This window comes from Trinickia sp., assembly GCF_051961175.1.
Classification (GTDB): Bacteria; Pseudomonadota; Gammaproteobacteria; order Burkholderiales; family Burkholderiaceae; genus Trinickia.
Genome location: NZ_JBQCDN010000417.1, coordinates 1 through 21440 on the forward strand (window position 1 = coordinate 1; position 21440 = coordinate 21440).

Sequence of the window (21440 nt, forward strand, 5' to 3'; positions counted from 1 at the left end):
ACTCGCCGGCGCATCCTGGTCACCAATCCCGCCCGCCTCTATGGCTTCTGATGACCCGCCGGACGCGGCACCAGACCGGTTTCACAAACATTAGCAAGGAGACAAAGAGATGAGTTCATACCGTCAAACCGATTCGACCGGACGGCGCAGCTTCATCGCCGAAATGAGTCCAACTGAACGTCGCACCTTCAGATACGACATTAGAACTTTGCTCTTACATCCGTTCCGTTGATAATTGTGATTATGTCAAATCACAATCCAATCTGGGCGGACACCATTCACCAGACCGCATGATTCGACAAACGCCCGCGCTATTGGGCACCTCCCATGCGGAAGCCTCCAATTCGCGCCGCACCCTTCGCAGGAGGCACAAACGCCGAACGCCCCCAGCAAACACGCACACCGCAAAAACTGCGATCAACGAAAGCACGCTCGAACCGTACCGCACGCCACGTACCACCACGCAAAAGAGCGCGAAGCTCCACGCACACATAAACAGCGGCTCCGCTTCGGGCTCGCAGAAAATCTCCCCGCTCTCATGGTCACGCCATCCAATCAGCGTCTGCCAGTTGCCGGCTTCCTCGAGGTAGACAGTGATGGTCACCCCGGACTCGACGCGCGGCCTCCCTGACACCGCTACCGAGTACTCCTTGCGGCCGGCGCTTTCGAAGCCGAATAAGGTCACCGATCTACGGTTCTGGAATGTCTGCACGACACCAAAGACACGATCGAAGCAAACCGTTTCAAGCGGCATATTTTTGCTGTAACGACTTTTGCAATGGCTGAACGCTATTTCAGAACCCAACCTATCGACAACACATAGCGCGAACCGCCTTCGACGGCCGTCACGCTATGCTCCGAGACATCCGGCCGGAACAGCTTGATCCGCGGCAGCGACAAGATCGGGTTTTCGCAAATGAATTCGCCCCCTTTCGGCGAGCGCCAGACGATAACATTCAGCCGGTAGTGCCTTCCAGTTCGGACAGGGTCTTTGTGCGGAGGTATCTGCGATCCTATCGGATAGCGAATCAGGTAGCAGTCGAAGCCGATAGGCCACCCGCCGGACAACAAGCGCATCTTGTCGTACCCGGTGCCTTGCCGGCCACGTTGCCAACTCAACGCTTTCATCCTTTCGTTCTTGCTTGCCAAGAGCCTCACTCCTCAATCCCGATCACATGGCGCGACACCGAACACGATTTCCATTCCTGCGGTCGCAATCGGACGAATCGTCAACGGACAGCGTGTTTGCGTCGATCTCGTTCAAGGGTTCATCCACTCCGTCAACCCTTCGCGTGCATTGAGTTCCAAAAACGTAGGCATCGCGCGAAGTCTATGGAGAAAACGAGAAAGATTGGGCCACGATGTCGCCGGGCGCGGCATATTCCGAGTCCAGCGCATGAGCATCACGGCGAGAAAGTCGGCCGTGCTCAATCGATTGTCGATCAAATACGAGCGTCCATCGGCAAGCAAACCCTCCAAGTATTCCATCGACCCTTCAATTTGCTCGCATGAAAACGCTTTCACCGCATCCGCGTACTTCGGATCGCCATCGTCCTCCGCATAAAACCAGTTGCGCATGGCCGGCAACACGGAATTGGCCAGATAAACCATCATTTCATACCACTCGCCACGTGCGGGCGAACTCTGCGCCGGCGCCAGGCCCGCCTCGGGATGCCGTTCCGCGAGCAGCATCAATAACGCGGCCGATTCTCGCCGCGGTACGCCTTCGACAACGAGCGTCGGCACGCGGCCCGTTGGATTCAAACGCAAATACTCCTCGGAGTGTTGCGCGCCGGTATCGATTTCAATGAGTCTGGTTTCAAAGGGCACACCCAACTCAAGCAACATCCAATGCACTGCCATACTTGCCGCACCCGGCGCGTAATAAAGAATGTAGGACATGGTTCGTTTTCGTATAATGGCGCACGCCAGAAGGAACGGTATCGTAACCGATGTCAGTCCCAAATCTATAGCCGATCTACGGCCGATCGACGGCCGATCTTCGGCCGCCGGCCGGCGTCAGGCCGAGGTCGGCCATGAGCGGACGTTCGGCGATCCCCTTCGGTACACGTCTGCCGAGTCAAGTGCGTTCAGGCAGAGTGGCATGATCTGTACCGGGATAAATGCTTAGTCTTTTTCCATGGGAGCACCTCGGTTAGTCTGGAGTCCTTCAATCAACAGAGACTCCATTCGCATGAATCCCCGAATTGCGGTTTTGCCCGGTGACGGCATAGGTCCTGAAATCACGGCGCAGGCCGTCAAGGTACTCAACGCGCTTGGTTGTCCCTTCGAGCTGGAAGAGGCACCGGTTGGCGGTGCCGGCTATGCCATCCACGGCCACCCCCTGCCCGAGCGCACGCTCGCGCTGGCAAAATCAGCCGATGCTATTCTTCTTGGCGCCGTCGGCGACTGGCAATACGACAGGCTCGAACGACCACTGCGACCGGAACAAGCGATCCTCGGCCTGCGCAAGCATCTGGCTTTGTTCGCCAACCTGCGTCCGGCGATACTGTACCCGGAATTGTCAGCAGCATCGACGCTTAAGCCTGGAGTTGTTGCCGGTCTCGACATTCTGATCATCCGCGACCTGACCGGCGACGTGTATTTTGGCGAGCCGCGAGGCACGCGTATCGCACCCGACGGGCAGTTCCAGGGTCACGACGAAGGATTTGACACCATGCGTTACAGCGCGCCGGAAATCGTCCGCGTGGCCCACGTCGCTTTTCAGGCGGCACAAAAACGCAGCAAGCGCCTGTGTAGTGTCGACAAGGCCAATGTGCTCGAAACCTCGCAATTCTGGCGTGACACGATAACAAGGGTCGCAAGCGAATATCCCGACGTCGAGCTCTCACACATCTATATCGACAACGCAGCCATGCAGCTGGTGCGCGCGCCGAAGACGTTTGACGTGATTGTCACCGGCAATCTGTTCGGCGATATCCTGTCGGACGAAGCGGCGATGCTGACCGGGTCGATTGGCATGTTGCCGTCTGCATCCCTCGATGCGAATGGCAAGGGCTTGTATGAGCCGTCGCACGGATCGGCGCCGGACATCGCTGGCAGGGACATCGCGAATCCGCTTGCGACCATCCTGTCTGCGGCAATGATGCTGCGCCATTCTCTGAACCTCCCCAATGAAGCCCGGCGCATTGAGACGGCGGTCAAGCGTGTGCTCATGCAAGGGCTGCGCACGGCTGACATCTGGGAAGCCGGCACGCGGAAGGTCGGCACCCGCGAGATGGGCGACGCGGTCGCTGCGGCACTCCCGAAGCAAGAGGCCGTTTCGTAAACGCTGCTGTGTCTGCCGGGAAGTGTCTCAGTCGGTCATGCCATAGACGGTGGGACCGCTGCTGCATGAACGTCCGATTTTCCGAAATAGAGGAAGCTGGTAAGTCAGTATGACTTCCAGTGAGGCAGGGGCTGGCCTGGCGCAGGGTATCGAACGCAGGTTAGCATCGCTGCCAGAGCCGCATGGGTGGGCACGGGCCGCACCCCGGCAACTCCCCACGCGGCAGCATGAACGACGATAGCACGCTGTATGTTGGTTTGGATGTGCACAAGGAATCGATCACGATCGCCTATGCCATCGACGGCGGCGACGTTGAATCGCTAGGCAAGATTGGAGCGACGCCGACGGACATCGATCGCCTATGCAAACGGCTGCAGTCGAAAGCCGCCCAAGTGGAGGTTGTTTACGAAGCGGGCCCTTGTGGCTACGGCCTCTACCGGCGGTTGAGCAAGCAAGGTTTCGACTGCATGGTATGCGCGCCTTCACTGATTCCGGGAAAGCCCGGGGAACGCGTGAAGACGGATCGGCGCGATGCGATCAAGTTGGTACGTTCACCGCGCGCCGGGGATTTGTCGGCAGTCTACGTGCCGAGCGTGCAAGATGAGTCAACCGGCATCAGGCTACGATCTTTCGGGAGCACGATGAAGATGCCCATCATGCCCATCGCCAAGCGGATCCTGACAGACGGCGACTTCTCTCAAACTCCACAGCGCCTTGACTTAATGACTCAAGGAGCGCGTTCCTTACGTTGATGCACCTTTCGTCCCGGCGTTGCCGGGGCTCGCGGAATGTAACGAGGCTCCCGTCCCGGTGCGGGCTTGCGGCTTCAGAAACGCCTTGCGTATCGCTGTGCGGATAGGGACGAAGCAACGCTCCTGAAAAAATACGGCTACGATAACCGTAAAAATAAGGTAAAGCGGATAGGAAGCCATCGAAGGCTCCACCGCTCTCGCGCTTGCCGCGCACGCGGAGAAATGCGTGGCGCATCGCCATAGGGGCTCATTGATAGCCATCAACTTAAGCCCTTTAAACCCAATGGCAAACAAAGCGTTGTGAAGCGCGAAGATCGATAGCGCCGCGTTTCCCAGTCTGGAGGCGGTCTGCTCCGCCCATCGTGGTACGGAAGCATCCGCACACAACGCCACGAGGGCTAGCTCGGCAGGCATCAACGCACCGTTGTGGATGATGTAGAGCAAGTACAGCGGCCCCGTTGCAAACAGGTACGACGCTAGCAGGAACGACAACAAAACGAAGGCAGTTGCTGCGGCCTTGCGCCAGCAACTGCCAAGCATCCACTTCAAGCGACCAGACGCATAAAGGCTATATAGCAAGATGCCGCTCAGAAATTCGGGGAGGCGCAAGATCGGGTTATGTTCTATCGTGCCGAGGGCCCATGGGCCGTACGCTTTGATTAGTACGAGCGTGACGGGCGGGACCAGAAATAACACACCACAAGTGATGAGCGCGATCGCTCGATGACGCATGGTTGCGAGCCGGGGGGCCAGCATCGGAAAGCAGAGGTAGAAAAACAGCAGGCACCCCAAGGACCAGGACGGCGCGTTGATCGAACTGTAGTGCCCGTTCCATACCTGGAGCATCAAAATATTCAGGATCCAGTGAAACGTCGCACGACCAGCACTCAGTTGCACAGCCTGCCGATGCCCCTCTGTCAAAGTGGGCAATAAAAATGAATTAAAGGGTTGAGTGCTCAATAACAAAACGACTGAGAATAAGATCAAACCGATTAAATTTATCGGATAAATTTCAGAGAATCTTTTTACGAGAAACCTGCGCGCACCGCCGCGCACGCCGGCGCTTTCGTCGACGTAAACATACGTAAGAATGAACCCGGAGAGCATGAAGAAAGTGCTGGTGGAAAATCCGCCAAGATCCGCTAGCCAAATCAAAGGGAGGTGTTCCGCCTGCGGAAAACCGTGGATTGTATGGAACACCATGAGGTACACGGCAAGTACGAAGCGCATGGCGTCAAGGCCGAAGATCGTCTTTTTCATGGCTTTTCCGCTTGGTGAGGGCCGGAGCGCCGAGCTTCCTTTGCAATCGAGACGAATGTGTTTTTCATCGCGCTCACTCCTGAGTTGAGGTGTACAACGGATGGTCGAGGTGGCCCGACCCAGTTGTGTCGACCAACTATCCGGCAGTTCGCCGCCGTATTCCGCACGCGCCCGTCTCATTCGGGCATAGGCGGGTCCAGGCGGGACCGCCGGCACGAATGCATATCGCGGGGGCGTGGAAAGTTAGAGGAGCGTGTAGCGAGGAGGGCGTTCGATGCCGCCGGTCAGAAAAGACACGGTACCGGCGGAAGGTGGAATGTGTGTAAGGACGCGCGTTACGCCCAATGTCGCGGCAACGAGGGCAACGGCCGGCAAGGCGGTCTCAAAGCAGGATGCGCACGTCGAACAGCAATGCGCATTATGGCTGACGCCGTGGTCATGAAAGTGATCGTTCTCCGTCAGAACCCCCGCGTGCAGTTCGTCATGGCTTTCAGACACGGCATGATCGGCATGCTGGACAGGCGTCTCGACACCGCCGGCGTGTTCGGCGACGCATTTTATCGAGACGGCCGCAAGCGACCGAACCGGCAAGCTCAGAGTCAACAGCAAGACGATGAGGAATTTGCCCCAATATGACATGGTTGAGCCTAACAAGCGCCGCGTTCGACGAGACAAACAAAATCGTACAGCGAAGTCGCTCGGCGGCTGCCCCCAACGTCCGCCAAAATTCATGTGTTATGCGACATTTCTTTCTTCGGGACGATTCTTCAGGATTAATAAAGTTTGGCGGCCTTTGGGAATGGCACAGCGCCGTAGAAAGCGATATCCCCGACGTGCCGCAGGCACGGCTTGGCGCATGCGTGAGGTCAAGGACCTCACATGCTGGCGCGCATTTTCTCGCCAGTGTCGAGCGCCGCACGAATGCTGTTCACGATCAGCTCCTGCCGTTGCCTCGACATGCGTTCGAGAGGCGCCGCAACACTAATGGCGGCCGTCGGTCCCCCACCCTCCTCACATACGGCGACGCCAACCCCTAGCGCGCCTCTGGCAGCATGATTGCCGATCACCGACCATCCTCGCTCGCGTGTGGCCCTAACCAGGGTATGCAGCTCGTTCGGACTCAAATTCCCGTAGTCGGCAAGCGTGTCGCCGTGCTGCGCAATGATGGCGTCAGCCTCTTCGCCCGGCAGCGCTGCCAGCAATGCCAACCCTGCGGCCCCCACTCCCAGCGGTTGCCGCATGCCGACATCGACCGCCAGAATTTGCACCGGGTGACTGCCGACTGCGCGAGCGATGCAGGACGACATGCGGCCCTCTCGAACGACCGCAAAGGCAGCATCGCCTGTCACGCCACTCACGTGCTGCAGGATCGTTTTCAGGCGGTGCGCGACTTGTGATTGCGACAGAGCGACGTCAGCCTGCCATTGGTTGATACGCGTCCCAGCCACGTAACGGTAGCGACCGCTCGTCTCCACATAGCCTGCATGAATCAGCGTTTGCAAAATTCGGTAGACCGTCGCTCGCTCCAATTCGCAGCACCTGCAGATATCCGCCACGCGGATCCCATCGTTGCCGGATCGGATCACGACGGCGAGGACATCCAGCCCGCGCCGCAGCGTGCGTGATCCCGCATCTTGGTTCTGCATCGAAGTGTCCGGCAAGCGGACGTTATTTCTATCAAGGCCAACAGTCATATCGATCGGGAAATGGGGCAGAGAAACCCTATCTAAGCGATAAAAGGCGGCGCTGTCACTAGGGAAAATGCCGAGTCAAAATTTCGACGCCAAGATAGAAAACGTCCGTCTAGCGGACGATTCTGTTTCCTCTCGTTGCTATGTGACCGGACAATGCACTCACCTGCCCGATCGCAGGAACCACACACCAACGGCAGCGACGAGGAGCCTGTGTCGATGTATCCGATTGATTTCTTCTGGCGTGCTGCGCGGCGATGGCCCCAGCGCGTTGCGATTGATGGCCCCGATGGGCTCATGTCTTACGCTGAGCTTTCCGAAGCCGTTGCCGCGCTGGCGGTGGCCTATCAAGCCATCGATCCCACACCGCAGAGCCGCGTCGGCATCTGTGCGCCGAACAGCCGGACCCATCTGATCGCTTTGCTGGCCGTTCTCGCGAGCGGCAAGACATGGATCCCGCTTAACCCCCGCAGCACTCAGTTCGAGATCGGCCGGATTCTTGACTCAACGCAACCGACCATCTTGGTAGCAGATCACGCGTCGCGGCCGCTACTTGCGCAGGCATCCGTGCAACGCGTCGTCTGGATTGATCCCGCCGATACGTTTGCGGAGCAACCGAATGGCGTTGCAGTCTCGCAAACAACAGTGCATGAGCTGATCGATCGATACCGGGGCGGTCGTCCCGCGCCCATCGATGCGCCGCAAAGTGCATCGCAAGCGATCAAGTTCACGGGGGGGACCACGGGCACGCCCAAAGGCGTGATGCAGCCCTATCGCGCATGGATGGCGAACATCGTGAATCAAATTCACGCCTGGCAATTCGATGAACTCGATCGCTATGTCGTGGCTGCCCCCATCACGCACGGCACGTCCACCTACATCGTGCCGGTCCTGGCACAGGGTGGCTGCCTGGTCCTGCCGGCGAACGCCGGTGCCGAAGGTGTGAGGGAGGCGTTTCGAGACCGCAGCGGCACCGCCTGCTTTATGCCGCCGACGCTGATCTACATGCTGATGGGACTGCCCGGGGCGTCGCGTGAAGACTTCCCGTACCTGCGGCTCATGATATACGGCGGTGCGCCGATGCCGCCGCACAAGATCCGCGAAGCCCGGTCCTTTTTCGGCCCGGTTCTCGCGACCACGTATGGGCAAACGGAGGCGCCGCAGATCCTGACCGTGATGCGGCCGGAAGACTTGGCCGATGATTCGCGCTTGTCTTCGGTTGGAACCGTAGGGTGGTTTTCAGAGATTGCCATCATGTCGCCGCAAGGCGCCCTCCTGCCCCCAGGGGAAGTGGGCGAAGTGGTGGCGCGGGGCGATCTGGTGATGACGGGCTACTGGGCGTTGCCGGACAAGACAGCCGAAACCGTGGTCGACGGCTGGCTCCACACCGGCGACCGAGGGTACCTCGATGAAACAGGCTTTCTGTACCTCAAGGATCGCATCCGGGATGTGGTCATCACGGGTGGGTTCAACGTGTACCCCGTCGATGTCGAGGACACGCTAGGCCGGCATCCAGCCGTCCACGAATGCACGGTGTTCGGCCTCCCCGATGAAAAATGGGGCGAGGCGGTACAAGCCGCGGTCCAACTACGCCCGGGCATGTCGGCCGATGAAGCGGAACTGCGAGCGTTCGTGCGTGAGCGGCTCGGCCCGGTCCAGACACCCAAGCACATTCATTTCTACGACGACCTGCCCCGATCGTCCGTCGGGAAAGTCGTGAAGGCGGCCGTCCGCGATCGACTGCTGTCCGTCGGCGCGACCTGTACGAACCTCTAAGGAATCATCATGCCCTCTTCCCACTCGCACGAGCGCGAGACACCGGTCACGCAGCTGTGTGCTCACACGCTGACGTCATTGCATTACGGCAATGCCAATCTCGTTGAAGATCTGCTGGGCAAGAAATCATTCACGGAAGTCCTGCTTCAGCAGATCCTGCGGCGCGCTGTCCGTCCCGTCGATGTCAGGATCGCGGACATGGTGCTGGTCGTCTTGATGGAGCATGGGCTGACACCGAGTTCTATCGCGACACGCCTGATTTATATGAGCGCACCGGAAAACCTGCAAGGTGCCGTTGCCTCTGGCCTGTTGGCGGTAGGCAGCCAATTTGTAGGCACGATGGAAAACTGCTCGCGCCTGCTCGACCGGCTGAGGGCGGCGCCCGACGCCAAGGCCGAGGCGCACGCTGTGGCCAACGAATACGCTGAAGCCCGCAAGGCCATTCCGGGCTTCGGGCACCACTTGCACAAGCCGGTCGATCCGCGCGCTTATAAGTTGCTCGAACTCGCCCGGGCCGAATCAGAGTTGAAAGGTGAACACATTGCGATGTTGGAATTGTTGTCGAGTACGGTGGATGCGCGTTTCGGGCGGCCTATCACGATCAACGCGACGGGTGCGGTCGCGGCGCTGCTGGGCGAGATGGGCGTCCCGACGGAGGTCATGCGCGGCTTTGCGGTGATCGGCCGTGCGGCCGGCCTCGTCTCTCACGTGGTCGAAGAGCAGTTGTGCCCTTCCGGGCGCTTTATCTGGGAGACGGTCGAAGCGGCGATCCCATTCGACGCTCAAGCATCTGATCGAAAATAAGCCACGCGCCAACAAGCAAAAACGATAGAAGGAGACAAACCATGCATGCCATGCCAAATGAGAGCGCGAGGAGCACCGTATCGCCGGACCGCACGATGACGAAGGTGGGTTGGCGAATTTTGCCGTTCGTTTGCTTTTGCTTCCTTGTTAACTATATCGACCGCACCAACGTCAGCTTTGCGGCGCTGACGATGAACCGCGATTTGGGCATCTCCCCGACGCTCTTCGGCTGGATCGTCGGGGCCTTCTTTTTCGGCTATTGCCTATCCGAGATCCCCAGCAATCTGGCGCTGCAGCGGTTCGGCGCCCGCAGATGGATTGCGTTCATCATGGTTGTCTGGGGCGTGCTGACGATGATCTGCGCCGCCGCGCGCACACCGCACGAACTCATGGCAGCGCGGTTCGTTCTCGGCCTTGCCGAGGGAGGCTTTGCGCCAGGCATCTTTATCTATTTGAGCGATTGGTTTCCGGCCCGCTGGCGTGCCAAAGCGATCGCCACATTCCTGTTGGGTGTGCCGATGGCGGCGGTCATCGGCGGCCCCCTGTCGGCCAGCATCCTCAGCTTGAATGGGACGGGCGGGCTCAAGGCCTGGCAGTGGTTGTTCATACTGGAAGGCGTGCCTGCGATCGGCTTAGGCATTTTCTGCGTTGCGACGCTAATCGATTCACCCGAACGGGCGAGTTGGCTTTCGCGGCAAGAAAAGGCATGGATCACAGCCGAACTCGCCACCGAGCGCTTGGCGATCGAGGCTGCCGGACACATGACGCTGCTTCAGTCATTGACCGATCTGCGCGTCGTCATTCTTGCAATGACTTACTTGACGGGCCTCATCGGGCTAAACGGTGTCTATTATTGGCTGCCGCAGATCTTGAAGTCGTTCGGGCTGAGCACTGTAACGGTCGGTTTCGTGAGCGCGATTCCAAATTTCGTCAGTGCTATCGGCATGGTGCTATGGGCAAGAAGCTCTGACCGCACCGGCAAGCGTGTGGCTCATGTCGTCGCAACATGCCTCGTGGGTGCGTCGGCCCTTGCACTAAGCGGCCTGTTCGAGGCTCGCATTTTGGTCATGACCGGCCTGGGCGTTGCGCTTATCGGCGGCTTCGGATTCCTGGCGACGTTCTGGGCGTTGCCCTCGACCTTTCTGACCGGACGCGCCGCGGCTGGCGGTTTTGGATTGATTCTCTCGATCGGCAACTCGTCGGGGTTCTTTGGACCTTATATCGTCGGGTGGATCAAGGAGGAGACGCGTGGATACAACGGGTCTCTCATGGTGCTGGCGGGTTTTCTCGTCGTTGCCGCGCTGCTCACGCTGACGTTCGCCCGCACCGGAAGAGAACGCGACGTGCCGGCACCTGCCGAACTCGCATCCTGAGGCGCAACACCGATTTTCGTGCGCGTCGCATTGACTTCGACATGACGGTGCCTGCACCACTGACATTCGCGCCCGACTTGCCGGAAATTCGCAGCGTTTCGTGCGGCCAGCGTTCGAAACGCTCGATGAACGGTTCCTCGAGCCCTGGCCGATGGCCGGCGAACCGGCCGATCAGCGAATCTCTTCGAACCGCTGAACCTTCACGCCGTCCACTTCGACCCGCTCGAAGAAGACAGATTTCGGTCGACACCAGATCGAACCGTTCGCAGCCCGGTATACGATGATTGGCGTCAGATCGGCCTCCATTGTCGCCTCGCATATATGTTCGTATATGCCGCCTTTATAGTGCCGATAACGGACCGCCATATCTCTTCCCTGTCTGTAAACCCATCAATACGCTCCCACAAGTGGCAAGAGCGACCTGCGTGGCGGACGCCCGCCATCGCGCGACGGCAATATCGTACCCGAACAGCCCATAGCCATCGGCAAATCGGGGGAGCCGGAACCGTCAATTCTGACAGGACCGGCTGAGCAATCCAGCTGCGATACTGATTTAAGCCATAGTCGTTTCCGACCGAGCCGAGCATAAGAAAGCACAAGACCGGCGCCATGGCTGACACGAATCACAGCACCCTCACGAGATCTGGAGGACACATCCATGAAGCTGGTCCCGCAAACCCGCGCCCCGTTGCAGCAGTTGTTTCCCACCCGTACCTCGGAACCGGTCGGCGCTGCGTCTGACGCCGGTTGGCCCGTCGCATTTACCCACTATGAATTTCCCGTGCATGGCCAAGGCACAATTTCGTTTACCTTTAAAACCGATCAGCCTTTCCGTATCGTGCTTGGCTCGGAAAGGAACGTAAACGGCACGCTGCTTGTGTTGGAAGTCGGTTTGCAAACGACGTCATTGCGCCGCGACAACGGCACGGGCCCGGACGGCATCATCGCCGAAACCACAGCGAAGAAAGCGCTGCTCGATCCCGATATCGCGATTTCGTACTGGATGAGTCTGGACTATCTCAACGCGCGCGTTCGATTCGGCAAAGGAGAAATGCTGCCGCAGCTCGTCGGATTCGAGGCACCGCTTCCGATCAAGCCTGCACCGGCCCCCACGCTCCCTGCCGGAGCAACAGCGAAAGCGCGTAGAGAGGCGCACAAGCAAGCCGCGATCGAAGCGGCGGGAGACTACAAGCAATTGCGCTACATCGGGCTGGCGACGCAAGCGGGCACCCCGCTGCCGGCCGCGATCGCGCACTTGCTGTGGCCCTTGCCGGTGGTGCTCGCTCCGCCGCCGGTCCTGGTGCCGAGCGAGCGGATTTCGCTGGACATGATCGCGCGCAACGAAGCAACGGTCGTGGCGAGTCTGCCAGGCGCGTGCCAGGTGCTGTACGGCAACGTCGCGGGCCCCGCGGTCGAGCTCAACACCCCCGACTTCCCCGATTTCGCCGAGGCGATCAACTACAGCATCATCACGCCGGGTTGCATTTGCTATAAAAAGCTGCAGGACAAGGCCAAAGAGTTCGGGAAGGACGACCCGAACGAAACCTATCTGCGTATTACGATCGGCCCCAACAAGGGGGACTCACCCGGCTCCCCCTACGTGCTGGAAATCTGGCCAGGCAATCACTATTCGCCGATTCACGATCATGGCGAGGCTTGCGCCGTCATCAAGGTGTTGCACGGCGACATTTGGGTCGAGCTATACCCGGAACTCAGCCCGAGCGTCACAGCCTTTTTCACGGAGGCGGTGTTCCACTCCGGTGAAGTGACCTACCTGACGCCCGAGTACTATCAAGTTCATAAATTAGTGAACCGCAATCCTCCGGGGAACATGACGGCGACGATTCAGTGCTACCGATACCCCGACAACGACACGATTCATTGGGAGTACTTCGACTACATCGACGGCGATCAGAAGATCAAGCATTTCACGCCGAACTCTGATTGGGAATACATCGAGTTTCGTGCATTGATTCGCGCGGAATGGGCCAAGGTTAACTGATCGCGTTTTCGATGAACCGTGCGTGCGGCTCAATCCTGCCGCACGACCGGCGATCGACTGGTCCGCCCTTGGCCGTCCACGTGTTCCCGCGCCGAGATCTTTTGGCGGACGACGCCCGCGCCTTCGGCTGGTACGTCGTCGCCCAGTTGAGGCGAGGCGCCCTCCTCGCTCCGGGTCGTCCATAGGTGTCGGAACTGTTCCCGCTCGCGTTCCTCGGCGAATACCGCGGTGGACGGCTTGAGCAGATCGTATCGCGACACGATGCCAACCAGGCGATAGGTTTTCTCGTCTTCCACCACCGGAACGCGGTCAAGCCCCTTCACCGCCAAGCGAGCGGCGACGTTTCTACACGTCTCGCCCGGCAACGCAACCTCGGGCACGGGTGCACCAAACAATGTACCCACCGGGGCCCGCTTGTCCGCCGCGGATGCGCGATCGAGCATCCCTCTATCGATGATCCCGACGAGCGCCCCTGACCGAACGACCGGATACGCCCGAAACTTCTGTTTGGCGCCGAAATAATCGCTGAGGACGTCGGCGATCGGCGTTTTCGCGTCGATCGTCGCGACACCGCGCGTCATGACCTCCTCGACATAATGCCGTTCGAGTGGATCGATACTGTATTCGCGATAGATGTGATAGCCGCGCCGCGCGATCTTTTCCGTGAGAATCGATCGACGCATGAGCAAGACGGTAAAGCCGTACGCAACGGCGGCCGCCGCCAGCAACGGCAACAAGGCGTTCGCATCGCCCGTCAATTCGAAGGCGAACACGGCGGCCATGATCGGTGCGCGCATCATGCCGCCAAGCGCAGCTGCCATGAAGATGAGCGGCCAAACCGCCGGGTCCCCGCCCGGCATGTATGGACCCACGATCGCGCCCACCCCCGCCCCCATCATCAGCAACGGGGCCAAAACGCCCCCGGAAGTGCCCGACGCGAGTGCGATGACCCAAATGATCGCTTTCACTACGACGATCCAGACGACCGCGTGCAATACAAGGTGTCCCTGCAGCAGATCGCCGATCACGTCGTAGCCGACACCGAGCGCCCGGGGCTGGAAATAGCCGCCGATACCTACGGCGATCGCGCCCAGCGCCGGCCACCACATCCAATGGATCGGCAGCTTGCCGAACGCATCCTCCACCTTATAGAGCGCGGTCGATAGCCCCCACGACAACGCCCCCGCCACCAACCCCGCGATGGCGGACGAGACGATGCCGATCGGACCGAGCGGTAGGGTATGGAGCGGGAACAACGGGCCAGAACCCAGCAGCAGCGGCCGCGTGAACCCTGCCACGGCACATGCGATGGCAACCGGCAACAGGCTCCGAGGCCGCAACTCGAACAGCAGCAACTCGATGGCGAGCAGGACGGCGGCTACGGGCGTGCCGAATACGGCCGTCATGCCCGCGATGGCGCCGGACACTAACAGCGCCTTGCGTTCCGCACTGGATAGGTGGAAGAACTGCGCGACGAGGGAGCCGATTGCGCCGCCGGTCATGATGAGCGGGCCTTCGGCCCCGAAGGGGCCGCCGCTGCCGATCGCGATCGCCGAGGCCAGCGGCTTGAGGATCGCCACTTTGGGCGACATCTTGCTTTTACCGAACAGGATCGCCTCGATGGCCTCGGGGATGCCGTGCCCACGAACCTGCTCGGAACCGAAGCGAGCAATCAAGCCAACGAGCAAGCCGCCGATGACGGGTATTGCAATCACCGCCCACCCGAGCACGTTCTCCGACGGCGAGCGGTTCGCCGCCGAAATCTGCTGGAAAAAGAACAGATTGTTGAACAGACGAATCAGGTGCAGCAAAAAGTCCGCGGCGACCGTGCTCAGTGCGCCGCCCGCGGCGGCAATCGCGCTGATGCGCAGGAGCCGGACATCCGTTGCGAAATCGCCCTTGTGCTCGCTCATGAACATCCTTTTTCGAGCGGCCGAACCCACTCCGGCCAACGGCCCTATATATATCACAACGTGATGCAATGTGTGCGGGCTGGCTGGTTAGGGAGGTAGCATCCTACATGCCGCTCAAAACCGTTCGACGCTGAACGGACGAGGATCGACGATCGTCTCCTGCCCTGACATCATTTGCGCCAGCAAGCGGCCCGTCACAGGTCCCAACGTCAACCCGTGATGTGCGTGCCCGAACGCGAACCACACGCCCTCGCGCCGAAGCGCCGGTCCGATGATCGGCAGCATGTCCGGCGTGCACGGACGCCGGCCCATCCAGGGCTCGCTATCGACACGCGCACCGAGTGGAAACAGTTCGCGTGCAATCGGTTCCACCGCCTCCAGTTGCGCGGGTGTTTTCGGCGCATCGAACTGTGCCAGCTCGGCGCCCGTCGTCAAGCGGATGCCGCGCGTCATCGGCGCCAATAGGTAGCCATTCTCGATATCGAGCACGGGGTGATGCAGTTGCGCCGACGCGCTTGCCTCGTAGTGCATGTGATAGCCGCGCTTGACGCCAAGCGGCAATCGATACCCGAGCCGCGTGACGAATGGGCCCGACCACGGGCCGAGCGCGACGACAATACGCTTCGCTTCGATGCGCCCTTCCTGCGTATCGACCGACCAGCCATCACGCAGCGAATCAGCATCGCCCAGGAACAAACGTCCACCAATCCGTGCAAAGTGCCGCGCGTACGCTGTAACCAGCGCGCCAGGATCGCTGACCGATTCCGCCGCGCTAAATCGCAGTGCACCGACCAACGAATCATTGAGGTCCGGCTCGATCTGCCTTAAGCGAGCCGGCTCGAGCGCTTCGAACTCGATACCGTATTCGCGCTGCCATTGCTGCATGAGCGACAGCTCACGATCCAATCGGCCATGGGTTCTGAATACCTTCATCCATCCGGACGGGCGAATCAGCTCGCTCGCGCCTGCGTCAAGCGCCAACGCGCGATGCTCCGTAACGCAGTGTTCGATCAACGTCGCGTAAGCACGCGCGATCTCGGCGTGCCGCACCGGATGCGAATTGCGCCAGTACCGCCAAAGAAACGGCGCGAGTTCGACCATCGCGTTGGGGTGATAACGGACATCGAGCGATCGATTGAACGCGTAACGCAGCAAATCACTGAAGGCGCGGGGAAACGCATACGGATAGACGCCCTCGCGCTGAATCAGTCCTGCATTGCCGAACGACGTCTCGCTGCCGGGCGCCTTTCGATCCACCAGCGCCACCGCGTAGCCTTGCTGCTGCAAATGATCGGCGACACACACGCCGACAATACCCGCGCCCAACACAATCACATCGAATTTCATAGGGTCCTTGAGATCAGGGGTTCCTTCGAAGGCTGGCAACGTTTCGGCGATGTCGTCGTCGAGCACACCGGTGTTCGCGGCCCGTGAACGCGAGCCGGTCGTTGTTATTGCGCAACGCAACATGCGCAGTTCAACGCACTGGTTGCGGTGTTCCGCAAAAAATTGTGCAGCGCACTAGACTTCCGATAGGGAAAACCCTAGAATGCGAACTAAGGGATAACCCCTAAACGCATTCAACCGGGAGTCGCCATGAGCCTCGTTTTCTTCGCCGTCATTCAAAAGATCAGCGATTTCTTCGCTTCGCCGCACCTTCCGCTCGATTCCGACTATTCGTTCGAAGCGCGCCATCGTGAAGCTGAACGCGTGCGCCTTTCGCAAGCGACGGTGTTCGGGATTCGTCTCGTCGACTAACCTGCTTTCAAGCCTACAGCGTCAGCCGTGGTCATGAGACTTCGGCAAGTAGCGCTCCGATAATGCTTCATAGAGCGGCGGCGCGAAGAACCGCGAGACACGGCTTGCGATCAATGCCGTCGCCATCAATGAGATGACGAGCGCATGTCCGTTGATCATCTCGATTACGATGACGAAGGCAGTGATCGGGCTTTGCGTCACGGCTGCCAGATAGCCGACCATCCCTAGTGCGATCAGCATCGGCAATTGCATTTGCGAGAACACCATATGCAGCACGTTGCCGATGCCCGCGCCGATCGCCAACGACGGTGCGAACAATCCACCAGGCGCGCCGGGTAGATACGAACCCACCATCGTAATCATCTTGAATGCCGGGTAGAACGCGCTGACATTGCCGTGGCCCTCCAACATCAAGCGGGCCTCCGCGTAGCCGCTGCCGAAGGTGTGGCCCGAACTGACGATGCCAACCACCGCGACCACCACACCGCATACGGCGCCGAACACGACCGGACGATGCGCGCGCATCTCCAGAACAGTCCGCGGCATCCAGCGCTGAGTATTCAGCAGCAGCCAGCAAAAGATGCCACCGGCGATACCCGCAAGCAAGCCCACCAAAGGCACCGCAGCCACCAGCAGATCCGGAAGACGCGGCCCCACGTCGATCGTTCCGAAGTACACGTAGTTGCCTTGCAGCCCCAGCGATACGACACCGGCGAAGATGATCGCCGTGATCAGCACCCCGCTCGTGCGGGCTTCGAAACTGCGCGTGAGTTCTTCGATGGCAAACACCACCCCGGCAAGCGGAGCGTTAAAGGCCGCCGACAATCCCGCGGCTGCGCCAGCCAATGCCAGCTTGCGTTCGAGCGAGGCACCGTGGATCGCGCGAAACCGCTCCGGATAGAACCGCCGCAGGCTGAACATCAACGAAGCCCCGACGTGGATCGTTGGACCTTCGCGGCCGATGGTCAGACCGCCGAGGATGGCGAGAAACGACACGAAGATCTTCCCGATCAGAATCGGGATCGTCAGCAAGCGGTCCCCCAATTCACGAGGGCCGTGCAACGAGGCAATCACCTGCGGGATGCCGCTGCCTTCGGCGCCAGTGAAAAAACGCCTCGTGATCCACACGCACGCCGCGCTGATCGCGGGCGTGACGAGCAGCGGCAGCCATACGTTATGCGCCACGCGCTTGAGAAACAGGTCGTACCCGAAATCGATGAGACGGGCATAGAGCACCGCAATCAGCCCTGCGACAATGGCACCTATCCAAAATACGCCATAGTGCAGCCACAGCTTGTAGGCGTGCTGAAAGGAGAGTTTGTCGGTCGGTACTCGGATTTGCATGACTCGATATGGCACGCGAAAGCGCAAGTATACCGGCCTGACCGTGCGCTCGCTGTCTTCGGCCGCTACCGTCGGCGCAAGGGAACGATCGCCACCGGTCTCGCCTCACTATCCGCGAAGAATGGAACGCTTCAGACACCGGGGTTCGTCGCTACAAGTCCTTACAAATGTCACCACTTGACGGTCCACCGCTTCACTTCGCGACGCGTTTTTAGGGACATCCTCACCAGGAGTCTCTCATGAACGCCAATCTGCCCTCGAATCCGCAAAACGCTCGCATTCATCCGTTGATCGCGGCCGCGGCCGTCGCAGTCATTCTCGTCAGCGCGACGGGCGTCGCCGCCATTACCGGCTGGTTGCCCACGTCGCATGCCGTCTCGGCGCCACCGGAGCAAGGGGCGTCGGCCATCATGCAAAGCGCGCGGGTCGCCAGCGCGCCGGTGACGGCCGCACCCGCCTACAGCGCTACGCGTCCGGAAAGCAGCGAAGCAGCCCGCGAGGCCCGGCAACATCATCATGTGGTGAGGCAAACGCCCGCGCAAGGGCCGGACTACCGCGAGGCCGGCGATACCTATCGAAACTCCGGCGCCTATGGCTCACCCGCACCCCGCGCCTCCGCCTATGATCCGAATGCCGGCGAAGTGGTCGCGATCAATGCGGTGCAGTCGCCCGAACCCACGACGGGCGTCGGCGCCGTCGGCGGCGCGATCGCTGGCGGTTTGCTCGGCAATCAATTCGGCAACGGTCGCGGACGTACGCTTGCGACGATCGCGGGCGCCGTCGGCGGCGGCTTCGCCGGCAACGGCATCGAACATGAAGTCCGGAAGGCGACGTCGTATCAGGTCCAAGTGCGGATGCAGGACGGCAGCTATCGCAACTTCAACTACACGAGTCAGCCTCCGTTCCAACCGGGCGAACACGTTCGGGTCACCGGCGAATCGTTGAGCGCGGCGTAAGCTGCCATCAGACGAAACAAACGGAAACGGCTCGAAACACGGCGCGCCAGGCGGCCGCCGCGTTAACCAAGCCTTAAGTTTGGCCGACCAGACTTTGATCGAAGGCCGCACGTAATCGAGGCGCACGGCCACACCATGTAACAGGAGGCGCCGATCATGAAGTGCTCGATTCGAACTGTTGCTCTCGCCCTGGCATTCGTCCCTGCCGCGGTATTCGCGCAATCGTCCAACCAACCGCTGACGCGCGCACAAGTGCAGGACCAACTGATCCAGCTCAGGCAAAACGGCTACAAGCCCAGCAAGCTCCACTATCCGGCCGACATCCAGGCCGCCGAAGCACGCACCGCCGCGCAAGGGGACGTCAACGCGCCGTCTACGGGATTTGGCGGCGCGTCGACCGGAACGATGCAATCGGGTTCACCGATGACGCCCCGGCACACGTGGCGGTCCATGTATGACCATCACTGACATTGTTCCGCTACACCGATACGAAGCCGCCGCGTAGCGGCGCTCGCATCGGAATCAGCAAATCAGCAAAGATGAAAGAAGCCGCGCCCCTGCGAGGAAATGAGAAGGGGCGCGGCGAGTCCGCCTGTATCCGAGGACAAAACGAAAACTGAACAGGCGGGAACACGGCATTGGGCGAACCGTGTTTGTGAGAGCACATCGGCATCCCGCTGGCGAGCGCTACTGCACGCAAACGAACGATGCCATTATCGGCAGAGCGGAAGTATTGCAAAAATGCAACTCTCAAGATGAGATTGCATAATATCTCAACCTTGCTTGGCGCAATACTATCAACCTTGATAGGCTTGCTTCGACCGTCGCCGCCGAACAAGACAAACATGTCCGTCTTTATCGTCGTTATTCCAACGATTGTGCGCGATCGCGACGGCATGCAGTATTATCCGTAGGCTGCTTCCGAGGCAGGCCGTACCGCCGTTCGCGGTCGAGTACCAAGGCGGGCGAGATTCTCACTCGCCTCGTCATTCGATCTCGGCCGCTCTGATTCTGAGAGAAAATACCAAAAATCGCCCATTGGAAATGATGAATTCGTTATCGAACCAAGGCCCGATGGAGCTGGGCAAACAATCCAAGTACGAATCCACCTACAATCCCGATAAACTTTTCGCCATTGCGCGAACGATCAAACGCGCGGAAATCGGCATCACAGGCGCATTGCCGTTTTTTGGCGTAGACGTATGGAATCACTATGAGGTGTCATGGCTCACGCCCCGCGGTTTGCCGCGCGTCGCCGTCGCGACGATCGTCGTGCCTTGCGCCTCTCCGAACGTGATCGAGTCCAAATCGATGAAGCTGTACTTCAACACGTTCAACAATACATCGTTCGCCGATCAGGCTGAAGTCGAGCGCGTTGCCGCGCGCGATTTGTCTCAATGCGCCGGCGCCCCCGTTTCGGTCGTCCTCGAATCGCTGGAGAATGCGTCTGCACTGCGCATCGGTATGCCCGATGGGATATCGATCGACGATCAGGACATCGCCGTCGAACAATTCACGGTCGATCCGCAGGTACTCGCGACGCATGACGAGCACGTCAGCGAGACACTCTATTCCAATCTGTTGAAATCGAACTGTCTCGTGACGGGCCAGCCCGACTGGGGTACGGTGTGCGTCGCCTACGAAGGCGCTCGCATCGATCGCGCGGCCCTGCTCAAATATGTCGTCTCGTTCCGCAATCACGAGGAATTTCACGAGCAATGCGTCGAGCGCATATTCAAGGACATCCAAGACCGATGCGGGCCGACGCGCTTGGCGGTGTGGGCCCGCTATACGCGCCGCGGAGGACTCGATATCAACCCGATTCGCAGCAGCGAGCCCCTGGAGCAGTTCGCTAATACGCGCTTGATCCGACAATGACCCCTGCACGAGGTCCGAACATGGAAAACGCTTCTCACGAAATCGAAGCTGTCATCGAGCCGTCGGCCGACAACACAGAGCCATTGGTTCTCGTGCGCGTACGCGATTCCGGCGCCACGTTCAAGATGTCGCCGCGCGAGCTGCATAAAAAGACGTGGCTCGACAAATTCTCGCGCGAAGACGTCGCCCATATCGGTTTTCTGAACGCGGCCACCTATACGGATCAGCTCGTGCCGCTCTCCTACTTCCCCACGCGCAAACACGAATTGACGCCCGCCGTGCTGCTGCTCGCGCTGATCTACGTCGGGTTTCTGATGCTGTCGAATGTGACAGGCGCGCGCGTGATCGAGGTCAAACTCGATTGGCTGCCGCTCGCCAGCCCTTTCACGGTTGGCATTCCGGCCGCATTGATCGCCTTTCCGATGACGTACGCGTTCAGTACGATCATCACGGAGGTATATGGATTCCGGGCGAGCCGAATGGTGATTTGGGGCGGGCTGGCCGTGAACCTGATGTTCGTGCTCGGGACGTGGCTGCTCACGCTGCCGCCGGGCCTACCGAGCTGGGAAGCGCAAAATCCGACACTCGCAGCCGCCTACCCCGCGCTCGCGCTTGAGTTCGCGCGCACGTTCGTGGCCTCGACC

At 59.9% G+C, this 21440-nt stretch carries 20 protein-coding genes and 1 pseudogene; 12 read left to right on the forward strand and 9 right to left on the reverse strand.

Going from position 1 to position 21440, the window contains the following annotated elements:
• Nucleotides 1–789: 789 nt before the first annotated feature.
• Both ACTHL0_RS23585 and ACTHL0_RS23590 read right to left on the reverse strand, forming a co-directional pair.
• A complete protein-coding gene (locus ACTHL0_RS23585) occupies nt 790–1128 on the reverse strand; it encodes a 2OG-Fe(II) oxygenase (protein WP_440569420.1) in 339 nt (112 codons plus the stop codon).
• Nucleotides 1129–1260: 132 nt separating this feature from the next.
• Nucleotides 1261–1902 (reverse strand): glutathione S-transferase family protein, encoded by a 642-nt coding sequence (locus ACTHL0_RS23590; RefSeq protein WP_440569398.1) that lies wholly within the window; start codon nt 1900–1902, stop codon nt 1261–1263.
• A 292-nt stretch (nt 1903–2194) separates the two neighbouring features.
• Between ACTHL0_RS23590 and leuB the strand changes: the two genes are divergently transcribed.
• Nucleotides 2195–3289, forward strand: a complete 1095-nt coding sequence (leuB, locus tag ACTHL0_RS23595) for a 3-isopropylmalate dehydrogenase (RefSeq protein WP_440569399.1) — start codon at nt 2195–2197, stop codon at nt 3287–3289.
• A 227-nt stretch (nt 3290–3516) separates the two neighbouring features.
• Nucleotides 3517–3927, forward strand: a pseudogene (locus ACTHL0_RS23600) (IS110 family transposase); the annotation flags it as partial.
• A 105-nt stretch (nt 3928–4032) separates the two neighbouring features.
• Here the strand turns inward: ACTHL0_RS23600 and ACTHL0_RS23605 are convergent.
• Nucleotides 4033–5301: an acyltransferase family protein gene (locus tag ACTHL0_RS23605; protein WP_440569400.1), complete on the reverse strand. Its 1269-nt coding sequence runs from the start codon at nt 5299–5301 to the stop codon at nt 4033–4035.
• A gap of 438 nt (nt 5302–5739) precedes the next feature.
• Here ACTHL0_RS23605 and ACTHL0_RS23610 point away from each other — a divergent pair, with 438 nt between their 5' ends.
• Nucleotides 5740–5937 (forward strand): hypothetical protein, encoded by a 198-nt coding sequence (locus tag ACTHL0_RS23610; protein ID WP_440569402.1) that lies wholly within the window; start codon nt 5740–5742, stop codon nt 5935–5937.
• A gap of 239 nt (nt 5938–6176) precedes the next feature.
• On the opposite strand, the gene ACTHL0_RS23615 is transcribed toward ACTHL0_RS23610, so the two are convergent.
• On the reverse strand, nt 6177–6947 hold the full coding sequence (locus ACTHL0_RS23615) for an IclR family transcriptional regulator (protein ID WP_440569403.1): 771 nt from the start codon (nt 6945–6947) through the stop codon (nt 6177–6179).
• A gap of 264 nt (nt 6948–7211) precedes the next feature.
• On the opposite strand from ACTHL0_RS23615, the gene ACTHL0_RS23620 reads away from it, so the two are divergent.
• The 3 genes from ACTHL0_RS23620 to ACTHL0_RS23630 are packed head-to-tail and all read left to right on the forward strand — an operon-like array spanning nt 7212 to nt 10945.
• Nucleotides 7212–8768 carry a class I adenylate-forming enzyme family protein gene (locus ACTHL0_RS23620; RefSeq protein WP_440569404.1) on the forward strand — a complete coding sequence of 519 codons (1557 nt, stop codon included), beginning with the start codon at nt 7212–7214 and terminating at the stop codon, nt 8766–8768.
• 9 nt (nt 8769–8777) lie between these two features.
• Complete coding sequence (locus ACTHL0_RS23625) at nt 8778–9572, forward strand: citryl-CoA lyase (RefSeq protein WP_440569405.1); 795 nt, start codon at nt 8778–8780, stop codon at nt 9570–9572.
• Between the two features lie 41 nt (nt 9573–9613).
• On the forward strand, nt 9614–10945 hold the full coding sequence (locus ACTHL0_RS23630; protein ID WP_440569406.1) for an MFS transporter: 1332 nt from the start codon (nt 9614–9616) through the stop codon (nt 10943–10945).
• Between the two features lie 171 nt (nt 10946–11116).
• Here ACTHL0_RS23630 and ACTHL0_RS23635 read toward each other — a convergent pair whose 3' ends face one another.
• Nucleotides 11117–11311, reverse strand: coding sequence for a DUF1653 domain-containing protein (locus tag ACTHL0_RS23635; protein WP_440569407.1), 195 nt, complete (start codon nt 11309–11311; stop codon nt 11117–11119).
• 292 nt (nt 11312–11603) lie between these two features.
• Between ACTHL0_RS23635 and ACTHL0_RS23640 the strand changes: the two genes are divergently transcribed.
• Nucleotides 11604–12947 carry a hypothetical protein gene (locus ACTHL0_RS23640; RefSeq protein WP_440569409.1) on the forward strand — a complete coding sequence of 448 codons (1344 nt, stop codon included), beginning with the start codon at nt 11604–11606 and terminating at the stop codon, nt 12945–12947.
• Between the two features lie 29 nt (nt 12948–12976).
• Here ACTHL0_RS23640 and ACTHL0_RS23645 read toward each other — a convergent pair whose 3' ends face one another.
• Both ACTHL0_RS23645 and ACTHL0_RS23650 read right to left on the reverse strand, forming a co-directional pair.
• On the reverse strand, nt 12977–14860 hold the full coding sequence (locus ACTHL0_RS23645; RefSeq protein WP_440569410.1) for a chloride channel protein: 1884 nt from the start codon (nt 14858–14860) through the stop codon (nt 12977–12979).
• Between the two features lie 114 nt (nt 14861–14974).
• Nucleotides 14975–16207, reverse strand: coding sequence for an NAD(P)/FAD-dependent oxidoreductase (locus tag ACTHL0_RS23650; protein WP_440569411.1), 1233 nt, complete (start codon nt 16205–16207; stop codon nt 14975–14977).
• A gap of 249 nt (nt 16208–16456) precedes the next feature.
• Between ACTHL0_RS23650 and ACTHL0_RS23655 the strand changes: the two genes are divergently transcribed.
• Nucleotides 16457–16618 carry a hypothetical protein gene (locus ACTHL0_RS23655; RefSeq protein WP_440569413.1) on the forward strand — a complete coding sequence of 54 codons (162 nt, stop codon included), beginning with the start codon at nt 16457–16459 and terminating at the stop codon, nt 16616–16618.
• 21 nt (nt 16619–16639) lie between these two features.
• Here the strand turns inward: ACTHL0_RS23655 and ACTHL0_RS23660 are convergent, their stop codons facing one another.
• On the reverse strand, nt 16640–17962 hold the full coding sequence (locus tag ACTHL0_RS23660) for a chloride channel protein (RefSeq protein ID WP_440569414.1): 1323 nt from the start codon (nt 17960–17962) through the stop codon (nt 16640–16642).
• Between the two features lie 239 nt (nt 17963–18201).
• Here ACTHL0_RS23660 and ACTHL0_RS23665 point away from each other — a divergent pair, with 239 nt between their 5' ends.
• Together ACTHL0_RS23665 and ACTHL0_RS23670 are read left to right on the forward strand one after the other, a co-directional pair.
• Nucleotides 18202–18918, forward strand: a complete 717-nt coding sequence (locus tag ACTHL0_RS23665; RefSeq protein ID WP_440569415.1) for a glycine zipper 2TM domain-containing protein — start codon at nt 18202–18204, stop codon at nt 18916–18918.
• 156 nt (nt 18919–19074) lie between these two features.
• Nucleotides 19075–19386 (forward strand): DUF4148 domain-containing protein, encoded by a 312-nt coding sequence (locus tag ACTHL0_RS23670; protein WP_440569416.1) that lies wholly within the window; start codon nt 19075–19077, stop codon nt 19384–19386.
• Between the two features lie 10 nt (nt 19387–19396).
• Here the strand turns inward: ACTHL0_RS23670 and ACTHL0_RS23675 are convergent, their stop codons facing one another.
• Nucleotides 19397–19765 carry a hypothetical protein gene (locus tag ACTHL0_RS23675; RefSeq protein ID WP_440569417.1) on the reverse strand — a complete coding sequence of 123 codons (369 nt, stop codon included), beginning with the start codon at nt 19763–19765 and terminating at the stop codon, nt 19397–19399.
• A 200-nt stretch (nt 19766–19965) separates the two neighbouring features.
• On the opposite strand from ACTHL0_RS23675, the gene queF reads away from it, so the two are divergent.
• The gene (gene queF / locus ACTHL0_RS23680) at nt 19966–20796 is read left to right on the forward strand and encodes an NADPH-dependent 7-cyano-7-deazaguanine reductase QueF (protein WP_440569421.1); all 831 of its coding nucleotides are present in this window, start codon (nt 19966–19968) and stop codon (nt 20794–20796) included.
• Between the two features lie 20 nt (nt 20797–20816).
• On the forward strand, nt 20817–21440 hold a 624-nt coding region (locus tag ACTHL0_RS23685), incomplete at its 3' end, for a VUT family protein (protein ID WP_440569418.1).